The organism is Desulfoprunum benzoelyticum, from assembly GCF_014201505.1.
Lineage (GTDB): Bacteria > Desulfobacterota > Desulfobulbia > Desulfobulbales > Desulfocapsaceae > Desulfoprunum > Desulfoprunum benzoelyticum.
This window is the reverse complement of sequence record NZ_JACHEO010000021.1, coordinates 24,015-35,224: the sequence shown is the minus strand read 5'-3', so window position 1 is coordinate 35,224 and position 11,210 is coordinate 24,015. Positions and strand designations below refer to the sequence as shown.

Annotated in this window: 9 protein-coding genes; 7 read left to right on the top strand and 2 right to left on the bottom strand. The window is 60.3% G+C overall.

Features of this window, described 5'->3' with window-relative positions; all coding sequences use genetic code 11:
• Positions 1-104: 104 nt before the first annotated feature.
• The 4 genes from HNQ81_RS14545 to HNQ81_RS14530 all read left to right on the top strand — a co-directional run bounded on the left by HNQ81_RS14545 (position 105) and on the right by HNQ81_RS14530 (position 4,861).
• Entirely contained in the window at positions 105-311 is a 207-nt protein-coding gene (locus HNQ81_RS14545) for a hypothetical protein (RefSeq protein WP_183352036.1), read from the top strand.
• 44 nt (positions 312-355) lie between these two features.
• The gene (locus HNQ81_RS14540; protein WP_183352035.1) at positions 356-943 is read left to right on the top strand and encodes a hypothetical protein; all 588 of its coding nucleotides are present in this window, start codon (positions 356-358) and stop codon (positions 941-943) included.
• 352 nt (positions 944-1,295) lie between these two features.
• Positions 1,296-3,806, top strand: a complete 2,511-nt coding sequence (locus tag HNQ81_RS14535; protein ID WP_183352034.1) for a PEP/pyruvate-binding domain-containing protein — start codon at positions 1,296-1,298, stop codon at positions 3,804-3,806.
• Entirely contained in the window at positions 3,803-4,861 is a 1,059-nt protein-coding gene (locus HNQ81_RS14530; RefSeq protein ID WP_183352033.1) for a protein-tyrosine phosphatase family protein, read from the top strand. Before HNQ81_RS14535 ends, HNQ81_RS14530 begins: the two co-directional genes overlap by 4 nt.
• 30 nt (positions 4,862-4,891) lie before the next feature.
• Here HNQ81_RS14530 and HNQ81_RS14525 read toward each other — a convergent pair whose 3' ends face one another.
• Positions 4,892-5,428, bottom strand: coding sequence for a LysM peptidoglycan-binding domain-containing protein (locus HNQ81_RS14525; protein WP_183352032.1), 537 nt, complete (start codon positions 5,426-5,428; stop codon positions 4,892-4,894).
• A 144-nt stretch (positions 5,429-5,572) separates the two neighbouring features.
• On the bottom strand, positions 5,573-6,799 hold the full coding sequence (locus HNQ81_RS14520) for an anion transporter (protein WP_183352031.1): 1,227 nt from the start codon (positions 6,797-6,799) through the stop codon (positions 5,573-5,575).
• A 332-nt stretch (positions 6,800-7,131) separates the two neighbouring features.
• Here HNQ81_RS14520 and HNQ81_RS14515 point away from each other — a divergent pair, with 332 nt between their 5' ends.
• The 3 genes from HNQ81_RS14515 (at position 7,132) to HNQ81_RS14505 (ending at position 11,115) form a co-directional block, all read left to right on the top strand.
• A complete protein-coding gene (locus HNQ81_RS14515; protein WP_183352030.1) occupies positions 7,132-8,031 on the top strand; it encodes a glycerophosphodiester phosphodiesterase in 900 nt (299 codons plus the stop codon).
• Between the two features lie 223 nt (positions 8,032-8,254).
• Positions 8,255-9,505: a serine hydroxymethyltransferase gene (gene glyA / locus HNQ81_RS14510; RefSeq protein ID WP_183352029.1), complete on the top strand. Its 1,251-nt coding sequence runs from the start codon at positions 8,255-8,257 to the stop codon at positions 9,503-9,505.
• 284 nt (positions 9,506-9,789) lie between these two features.
• Positions 9,790-11,115 carry an acetyl-CoA hydrolase/transferase family protein gene (locus tag HNQ81_RS14505; protein WP_337833461.1) on the top strand — a complete coding sequence of 442 codons (1,326 nt, stop codon included), beginning with the start codon at positions 9,790-9,792 and terminating at the stop codon, positions 11,113-11,115.
• Positions 11,116-11,210: the final 95 nt, after the last annotated feature.

Sequence of the window (11,210 nt, the reverse complement as noted above, 5' to 3'; positions counted from 1 at the left end):
ACGCAGCCGAAAGTTCAGGGCCTGCGACATCTTCTCGATCCTGCCGTCCATTCCCAAAGCCCGCCGTCGCAAAAAAAAACAGCGCGTATCGAGCAGACCAGCCCATGTATGATGCAACATGCCACGGCACATCAGGGCTGGTTTCGCTGATCACCGCCCGCCTGTCCATCCTATTCCGTTGGTCGGAAAAAAACCCGGAATTCCAAAGATCTGTCAAAGGCTTGAGATTGATTGCCGAAGATCGTCAGCGTTTTGCTGTAGCTCATGTCCGCCAGTACTGTATAATCGAAGTGCTGATCCATATGGTCTGAACTCTGTTCGACGAACGGTTGCAAGCCTTAAGCGGTGGGAATTCATGGATATCAACCAACGAATGGTTACGATTTACACCCCGGGGAAAATTTACAGCGGGTATATCGACATCGCCAATGAATCACAACGGACGATTGATATCTTCAACAGCGCCAATATCTACTGGAAGGATCCGAACGAGAGGAGTTTTGACGATTCCCTGCTGTTGAGAAATGCCTCCATCGTCCTCGAAGGGAACTTCAAGATACGCGAATTCAGTAAGCTCCAGATCAAAATCTCAGACATACTTTTCTTTTACGATTCACTCGAGAGTCTGGGGAATATCCTGGAACAGAAACGAGCGGCTCACCTCAATGTCAAGACCAGGGAGAGCGCCTCTCTGGCGCATATGATCACCCATACCCGGGGAGATGCCTTCTTCTATATTACCGGTACCTTCTACGGACTGTTCAAAAGCAAGAGCAAACATCGCTATATCCCTATCACCGAGGCAAACGTGATCGAGGTTATCCGCTGCGGTGAAGGCTGGCAAAAAAAACAAATACCGATAGAGGGTGGCTTCGTTGGCATCAGCACTCACCATATTGAAGCCTGCACCTTCTCTGAAAAAACATGCAGGGCAGCGGAGTGAGCCTCACGGCCCCTCTGAATGTGGGGTTGAATGCCACACATCCGGAATCTTCTCGACCAACCCATGCCAACCGCATCCAGCGATACGCCCCGCAACGCACTGATCTTCCGTATTTTCCGCAGCCGATGTCCCTCTGCCGCCCTACGTTATCATTCCACTGCCCGGCGGTAAGAGACACCCCAACCAGCCGGAAAAGCGGTCAAGTTCATTGACTTACCGTTACCGGATCGTTATCTGATAGAGAAAGATCGCCAACCGTATCGTCCGTCGGCCGGGGATGCATTACCATCTTCGCCGCCGCGACAGCCTGCGTTGCACCGACCAACGCCTGCTAATTCCGTGGAACCGACATATGCAGCTCAACACCCTGTTCAAATACTGGACCTACCGTCTGTTCGCCCCAGGCGTCGTCCTGCGCGAGACCTATGAGGCGTTTCGCGAACTGCTGGTCTTCGACAACCGCAGCCACGAACTCATGGCCGACCTGGAAGTACTCTATTATCAAGGGATCAAGGAAGATCTCTGCCGCATCGGCCACCGCTACGACGCCCTGTCGGACAGCGTCAACGGCATGATCACCTGCCTCGAACGGATGGCCCCCGGATCCTTCGTCACGCTGCGTGAGTATTATCGAAAATTCGACTTCTACGGCCGCTTCCTGCTGGCCCCGCCGACTGTCCGCTTCGGCCCGCCGTTCGCCCTGCCGCTCGACGCTGCGGCCGCGCAGAAGCCGGAAATGGTCGGGGCCAAGACCGCCAACCTGGCCGCCATTGCCGCCAGTCTCCAGCTGCCGATCCCTGCCGGCTTTGCCATTACGGTCAACAGCTTCAATTACCTGCTCGAATACAACGACCTGCGCGGCGCGATCAATGCGTTGCTGGCCCGGATCGAACCCACCGTCCCTGACTCCCTTGCCGATATTTCCAGCCAGTTGACCGAGCTGATCACCTCCGCCGAGGTCCCGCCCGCCGTTCACGAGGCGATCTTCACCGCCCAGGCCGCCGCCTTCGCCGACCGGGAAGACAGGATCAGCATGGTCGTGCGCAGCAGCGCGGTAGGCGAGGATAGCGAATTCTCCTTCGCCGGCCAGTACGCCACGGTCCTCGATGTCCGTCGCGACAACCTGATCACCGCCTATCTCACCGTCCTGGCGAGCAAGTACCAGCCCGAGGCGTTGGCCTACCGTATCCATACCGGGTTCGGCGACGAGGAAACGCCGATGGCGGTCATGGTGCTGGAAATGATCGACGCAACCGCCAGCGGTGTCATCTACACGGTCGGCCCGACCCTTCCGGGTGCCGATCAGGTCCATATCCACACGGTGCGCGGTCTGGGGGAAGGCCTGGTCAGCGGCCGGCTGATCCCGGAGATCATAGCCGTCGATCGCGACGCGTTGCAGATTCATACCCCGACCACAGACGACGATCGCGTCGAATCAGAGCGGCCGCCGGCCCTGAGACAAGAACAGGCCGTCAGCCTTGCCACTCGCGCCCTCGAGATCGAGGAACACTTCGGCAGTCCCCAGGATATCGAGTGGGTGATGCGGGAAAACGGCGAGCTCTTTTTCCTCCAGAGCCGTCCGTTATCGACCCACCCCCGGCCGTCGGAGGCGCCTGCAACCGGAGAACCGGCGGAAAGTCGCGACGACGATCGCCACCCCCTGCTGCAAGGCGGCACCATGGCGGCGGCGGGTCAGGCCAGCGGCCCGGCGTACTGCGTCGATCGCGATCACCCGGTCGAACAGGTCCCGGCCGGATCGATCCTCGTGATCCGGGAGGCAAGCCCTGCCTACGTCCAGGTCATCGACCGGGTGGTCGGCGTGCTGGCCGAACTCGGCAGTGTCGCCGGTCATTTCGCCACGATCTGCCGGGAATTCGAGGTGCCGCTGCTGTGCGGCCTCGGCAGTGGAATCCAGACCATCCGGCACGGCCAGACCATCAGCATGCAGGCCGCGGAGAGAAGGGTGTTCGACGGGGCAACGCTGTCAACCCGCCCTCCGATCCCCCTCTATCACAGCCAGAGCCGCCTGCCCTATTTCCGCAAACTGCGCCGGCTGCTCGATACGATCACCCCCCTGCACCTCACCGACCCCCGGGCCGGTAATTTCATCCCCGAGGAATGCCGTTCCTTCCATGACATGATCCGGTTCTGTCATGAACAGGCGGTACGGACGATGTTTTCCCTCGGCGACCGTCTTGGCCAGCCGGCTCGCAATCGCAAAAAAATCCTGTCGGACCTGCCCTTCGACATCTTTGTCGTCGATGTCGGCGGCGGCCTTGAATCCACGGTCCCGGCAGGTGAGGCGATCCCGATCGGGGAGATCGCCTCGGCGCCGTTTCTCGCCCTGTGGTCCGGAATAACCCATCCTTCGGTGCACTGGCAGGACCTGCCGCATTTCGACTGGCGCCAGTTCAGCGAAACGACCCTGGGTGACGGCATATCCACGGCCGATTCGCCGGAGTACGCCAGTTATGCGGTCCTTGGGGGAGATTATGTCAACCTGATCATGCGCTTCGGCTACCACTTCACCCTGATCGACGCCCTGTGCGGCGACAACAGTGCCAACAACTACTGTCAGTTCCGCTTTGCCGGCGGCGGCGGCGAGTTCTCAGGACGCCTGCTGCGGCTGCAGTTGATCTCCACCGTGCTGGAGCAGGCCGGTTTTCAGATCGAAACCCGCGGCGATCTGCTCGACGCCCGCATCTCCGCCCTGCCGGCCGCCGACATGCAGGCGCCGCTGCAGATCCTGGGACGACTGCTAGGGGCCACCCGGCTGATGGATATGACGCTGCATGACATCGACGACGTTCATCGCTATATTGAGAATTTCCTTGCCGAATCCCCTGAGGGTATGCCTTCATGACCTACAGTGTAACCTGGCTGACCAGCCAACTGGCCTGCGGCTCGGCCCCCATGTCCTATGATGACCTTGATCACATCAAGGAAGAGGGCATCAACGCCATCGTCAATCTCTGCGGCGAATTCTGCGACCTGCATCAGATAGAGAAAGAATCCGGCTTCGAGGTCTACTACCTGCCGATACCGGATGAAAGCGCTCCCGACATGGGACTGATGGAAAAGGCCCTGGACTGGCTGGACGAGGCCCTGTACCTGCAGAAAAAGGTCCTGATCCACTGCCGCCATGGTCTTGGCCGCACCGGCACCTTCGTCTCGGCCTATCTGCTGCGACGGGGCTTCGGTCTCAAACTGACCGAAAAGAAGCTGAAAAAGGCGCGGATCAGTCCGGGGAGCTTCAGCCAATGGCGGCTGTTGCGCAAGTACGGCAAACAGAAGGGGCAGCTCAAGGCCGGCGAACCGACGCTGGAAAACAAGGCGACCGTCGACTTAGAGCCGTTTCTGCTGGAAATCGAGGCGATTCTCCAGGAAGCGGATGCGGCAGCCGCGGCGGCCGGCAACAATCCCGATGACGCCGCCCCGGACTGTTGCTGCCATGGTGGATTCGAGGTCGACCTGATCGAGGCGGTGTATCTGAGCCAGTCGCTGAACCGGCAACTCGACCGTGACAATCGCATGGCGGCAATCGAACGGGCGCTGGCATCATCCGCTCAGCACAGAGAGGCCAGGACGACAGCGGGCCGCAGCCGGGATGAGGCGGCGGAGCAGAAGCCCTCCCCGCCGGCCATCCCCTGCCCGCTGCAGGTCGACGGCAAGTGCGCCCTGTACGCCCAGCGCCCCCTCAGGTGCCGGACCGGGCTGGACAGCGCGACGCGGCAGCGGTTGCAGGAGGCGATCCGCAAGGCCTCCCGGGAAATTTTCCTCGCCCTGACCGGATCGTTCTCCCCGGCAGGCGACCTGCAGTTCTCCATCGCCGACACGGTTTCAGGCCGCTTCGTCCAGCAGTATTTCCAGGCGATACTCAACGGAGCGTCGAAGTCCGGAGCGTCACAATCGCCTTGACAGAGCGTTGGTATCGCGCAATCGGAAGTATTATTTCACCAGCAATATCTGGCCGGGATAGATCTGATTGTCGGTGCCGAGGCCGTTCACCTGGCGAAGGTAATCGATTTTCAGATGGTAATTAAGGCTTATCCTATACAGATTCTCACCTTTTTTTACCACGTGGTAGGTGGGTTCGGCCTCCGCTTCGACCTCCTCTTCCACCGCCGTCGGGATGTCCTGCTGCAGACTTGAATCATCACCGAATTCCGGAGATAAGGCCGGATCTCCCTCCCCTCTGCTTTCCAGCCGATCCACCAGTTTTTCAATTTTCCCCAGTTCGGGGATGGTGTTCTTGACGTTCTTCAGGTCATACTGAATATCATCGATTTTGCCTGCAACATCGGTCATCGATACATTCGCCGACTGCAGCGATTTCAATTGAGATTCTATCGATTCCAGCCTTTCGGCAATCTGTTCGATGCGGTGCATGTCAATTTTGTCATGTTCGTTGAAAAATGATACGCCGTACAGCGACAGCCCCACACCAACCATTAAGATGATGAAGACAGTATATTTTTTAACCATGTTTTTGACCCTGAAAATTCTGGCGTCCGCTTGAGATCACTACCATCCATTCGCTGATTCGGGAAGAGGAGGCCGGCCATCCTCCTGCTCTTCTTTTCCGATATTTCAGTACATTTTTGAAAAACGCGTTGTCATTGCGGCCAATCACCCGGCGACCGCGATCCAGCCGGCAAGGATCGCCAGAGAGGCCAGCGTCACCGGGATGCCGATTCCGGCATGTTCCGCGAACGAAACCACCACCCCTTCCGCCAAGGCCTGTTCGACGACGATGAGGTTGGCGATCGAGCCGATGAGGATGAAGTTGCCGGCAAAGGTGCTGGATACGGCCAGGACGTACCACAGGTGATGATCGGCGGGATCCAGGAACTGGATCAACACCATCACCGCCGGCACGTTGCTGAAAATATTGCTGAGCACCGCCGAAATTGCCGTCAGGGTCAACGGTTCGCCGACATCAATGCCGAGCCCCTGCAGCCCGGCCATCAACCGGGCCGGCAGATCGCCTGCGGATATGCCATGGACGACGATGAACAGGGCGCAGAACAGGGTGATCAGATGCCAGTCGACGAGAGCGAGGATCCGGCGGGTGTCGTAGCGGCGACTGCAGAGGAGCAGACCGGCGAGACCGATGGCCGAGACCTCGCGCGGCACCGGAGTCAAGAACAGGGCGATGAGGACCCCGACCGCCACCAGGCCCTTGACGGTCTGATGGCGGTTGAACTCCGGCCAGGCGGCATCGCGGCTGAGACGAGCGGTCGCACTTTCGGCGCCGGCGATGAAGCGACGACGATAGCACAGCACGAGCAGCAGGTAGCCGACGCCAAGGGCGAGCAGCGACGGCGGCAGGCACCAGCGGAGGAAGGCATTGAAGCCGAGTCCGGCGCTCTGACCGATCAGCATGTTCTGCGGGTTGCCGATGATGGTGGCGGCCGAGCCGATATTGCTGGCCAGCGCCAGACCGAGCAGGAAGGGAACGGGGTTGAGCCGGGCCCCGACCAGGCCGTGGATCAGCACCGGGGTGAAGGCCAGGCAGACGATATCGTTGGCCAACAGGGCCGACAAGGTCGCAGCCAGCAGCATCGACACCGCCAGAAACAGCCGGGGCCGATCCAGCAGCGGGATGATCCGGTGCGCCGACCAGGCGTAGAAGCCGCCGAGCCGAAGCTGGGCCGAGATCACCATCAGCGAATAGAGCAGCAGGATGGTCGGGATGTCGATGGCGGCGAAGGCCTCGGTGGCGGTCATGACCCCGCTGACGACCATGGCGATGGCGCCGAGCAGGGCGATGCCGGTGCGGTCGATGGCCAGACCCGGCAGACGGCCGCAGGCGATGCCGAGATAGGTCAGAGTAAAGACGACCCCCGCGGTCATTGCTGTGGATACTCCCGACATACGATTTCAGCGTCCTTATTCGCAATCGTTGCGCATGATCCCGACCCCGCCCCGGCCGCTCCCGATCCCGGTCCGAGCGGTCGGAGAGGCACTGCCGGACCTTCGGCGGCATGCCAGTTTCTTTTACTCCCAGGCATGCGGGATTGGCATCAAAAAAACGCCCTTTCTTGGCCTCTGATTTGTTTTCGGCCGGCAACCCCTTGACAAGGAACAGAGACGAGGAGTAACTGAAGGGACAGCGGGAAACGAAACACGTCGAAGACATCGACGTCCCCTTCCCGTGGCGGATACCCCCTGACGGAAGGACGACCATGACCTTCTTCGACCGATTTTCCGATGTCCATCTGATCGGCGCCCATCGCGGCTTCAGGGCCTGCCGCCCGGAAAACACCATCAGCGCGTTCACCGCCAGCCTGGGCCGCTGCCATTTCATCGAAATCGATGTCCAGATCAGCCGGGACGGGATCCCCGTGGTGTTCCACGACTCGACTCTCAAACGAACCTCCAACGCCGCCCTGATCGCCGACAGGTTCGGGATAAAGTCCATGCGGCTCAGCACATGGGACCTCAGCCGGCTGAAGGAACTCGACATCGGCTCGTGGTTCCTCGCCGCCGATCCGTTCGGGACCCTGGCCGCCGGCACGACCTCCGTCGCCGACCTCGAGCCGCAGATGCCGCAACGCATTCTCACCCTGGCGGAATTGCTGGAGTGGGCGATGCGGCACATGCTGCCGGTCAACATCGAGATCAAGGACCAGCGGCACACCAGATTCGACCAGCACGCCGCCAGCCTCGTCCTCGATGTCATCCATCGGGCCGGAGCCGCCTCCATGGTGCTGATCTCCTCTTTCAACCATGACTATCTTCTTCAATGCAAGGCCATGGCCCCGCAGATCTCGATCGGGGTCCTCCAGAACGAGCAGCATCCGCCGGAACTGGTCCAGTATCTGCTTGCGCTCGGCGCCGCCGCGTACCATCCCGCCGATGCCATTACCACCAGGGAACTGATCCGCACCCTGCGGGCCGCCGGATTCGGGATCAACGTCTACACGGTGAACGACAAAAAGCGGCAGCGGGATCTCTTCAACTTCGGGGCGACCGCGGTCTTCACCGATTTTCCGGAACTGCCCGCCTCCGCCCGGCGCCGCCCCATCCAGATCCCCCCACCCAGCCTGAAGCGGCGGCGGCGATTTTTCCATTTTCCGCTGTGAAATTGGCGGTGACTTTATTATAGTTTCCTCTTCATTGCATGTCGGACGCAGTGAACAGACGGCGGGACCGGCGACATTGCCTCGCCCTCCGGGCCCGACCGGTGGAATGTGACGGTGGTTATCGGCCGCATGCGGCCTTGTCACCGTTTTTTATTGCCATGCTCTCTCAGTGTCCCAGGACATCGGTGCCGGGCATGCAACTCGTGATTGAAAAGGAAGGAAAATGGAAGATCTGCTGAAGGTTGACGAGGAAATATATGCCCTGGTGCGACAGGAAGAAATTCGCCAGACCAGCAAAATCCGACTGATCGCCTCGGAAAACTATGTTTCAACGGCGGTCCTGGAGGCGACCGGTTCGGTCCTGACCAACAAATACTCGGAGGGGTATCCCGGCAAGCGCTATTACGAGGGGCAGCAGATCATCGACCAGGTCGAGACCATCGCCATCGCCCGGGCCAAAACGCTGTTCGGCGCCGAACATGCCAACGTCCAGCCCTATTCCGGCTCGCCGGCCAATCTTGCCGTCTACCTCGCCTTTCTCAACTGCGGCGACACCATCCTCGGCATGGCCCTGCCCCATGGCGGCCATCTGACCCACGGTTCGCCGGTCAGCATCTCCGGCAGGTACTTCAACGCCCAGTCCTATCAACTCGATCCGGCCACCGGTCTCCTCGATTACGAGGCGATCGCCGAGAAGGCCAGGAGCTGCCGGCCGAAGATCATCATCGCCGGCCATTCCGCCTATCCGCGGATCCTCGATTTCGCCAGATTCCGCGAGATCGCCGACGAGGTCGGGGCCCTGCTGATGGTCGACATGGCCCATTTCGCCGGTCTGGTCGCCGGCGGCGCCCACCCCTCGCCGGTGCCGTACGCCGACGTCGTCACGACGACGACCCACAAATCCCTGCGCGGCCCCCGCGGCGCAATGATCCTGTGCCGTGAAAAATATGCCCAGGCCATCGACAAGGCTGTTTTCCCCGGCGTTCAGGGAGGACCGCACGACAATACCACCGCCGCCATCGCCGTCGCCCTGAAAGAGGCGTCGACCCAGGAATTCCGCCAGTACGCCCGCCAGATCGTCAACAACGCCGCGGCACTGGCGGAAAACCTGATGGCCAGGGGATATCGGCTGATCACCAACGGCACCGAGAACCACCTGATGCTGGTCGATGTCACCAACAAGGGCATCTCGGGCAAGAAGGCCGCCCGCATCCTCGATGCCGCCGGCATCGTCCTCAACTGCAACGCCATCCCCTTCGATACCCGCAAACCGTACGACCCGAGCGGCATCAGGCTGGGGACGGCGGCGGTCACCACGCGCGGCTTCAAGGAGCCGGAAATGCTGGAAGTCGGCCGACTGCTCGACGAGGTCATCAGCGACCCTGAAAACGAGGCGACCCACGCCCGGATTGCCGCCGAAGTCAGGGACCTGTGTTCCGCCTTCCCGGCCCCCGGTCTCGAACACGTCGTCTGATCGTCGCTCTTTTTCGGGTTGCCCAGGGATTGAAGGCCGCCGGTCTTCAATCCCTTTCCTTTTTGCAACCGGCGGTCCTGATCCGCCGGACCACATCCCGCTCTCCCCGTCCCCCGGTAGGCGCAGAACCTAGTCCCTTTCGGAAAAACCCGCAGATCAAATTCAGCTTCCAGCCGATTGCGATCAACCGGCGCCATCATCTATATTTCCGAACAAGAAGAGATTCCCCCTGTCAGCCGATGGCAGCCGGTAACGAAGATCATTCCACGCCCAAGGAGATCACAGTGAAATACACAAGCCAGCTCAATAGCAAGTTGATGTCGCCCAGCGACGCAGTCCAGATGATCCAATCCAACGACTGGGTGGACTATGCCTGTTTTCTCAGCACGCCCATCACCCTCGACAAGGCCCTGGCCCAGCGGGTCGGCGAGGTTGAAAACGTCAAGGTCCGCTCCCTCGGCTTTCCCGGTCTGGCAGCGGTAGCCAAGGCCGATCCGGAGGGGAGGAGCTTCTCTTACAACAGCTGGCATTTCACCGGCGCCGATCGCAAACTCCACGACCAGAAGGTCTGCAACTACATCCCGCTGTGTTATCACGAAGGTCCCGGTTACTACGACAATCAGGATATCACCACCGATGTCATGCTGCTCCGCACGACTCCGATGGACAGCAACGGCTTCTTCAACTTCGGCGTCTCCAACTCCTTCACCTGGGCCCAGATCCGGGCGGCGAAAAAGATCATCGTCGAGGTCAACGAGAACATGCCCTACTGCTACGGCGGTTACGAGGAGCGGATTCACATCTCCGAGGTCGACGCCGTCGTCGAGAGCGACAACGAGGAGATGTTCTGCCTGCCGGAGCCGAAAATCTCCGCGACCGATGAGCAGATCGCCGAAATCGTCGTCTCCCAGATCGAGAACGGCTCCTGCCTGCAGCTCGGTATCGGGGCGATGCCCAACGCCATCGGCAAACTGATCGCCAAGTCCAATCTGCGCAACCTCGGCGTTCACACCGAAATGCTGTGCGACAGCTTCGTCGACATCTACGAGGCCGGTTGCATCGACAACAGCAAGAAGAAGAACGATATCGGCAAGATGGTCTACACCTTCGCCCTCGGCTCGAAGAAAACCTACGATTTCCTGCATCACAATCCGTCCTGCAGCAGCTACCCGGTCAACTATACCAACAGCCTGGAGAAGATCTCGGCCAACGACCGGGCCATCGCCATCAACAACGCCCTGGAGATCGACCTCTTCGGCCAGGTGTCGTCGGAGTCGAGCGGCACCCGCCATATCTCCGGCACCGGCGGCCAGTTCGACTACACCTATGGCTGCTACCATTCCCGCGGCGGCAAGGCCTTGATCTGCCTCACCTCATCGGTGGTCGACAAGAACGGCACCAGGCACTCGCGCATCCGGCCCTTCCTCGAACCGGGCACGATCACGACCCTGCCCCGGGTCTTTGTCAACTACGTCGTCACCGAGTACGGCATCGTCAACCTCAAGGGCAAATCGACCTGGGAACGGGCCAAGGCCCTGGTCTCGATCGCCCACCCGGAATTCCGCGAGGAGCTGACCGAGAAGGCCAAGATGATGAACATCCAGATGTAAGACCCGCTTCCATCCCGGCGCCTCCCACCTCCGAGGCGCCGCGGGTCTTTAAGGGAAATGAAGGGAAAGGGCTGCGCCGGTACTCCTCGCTCCAT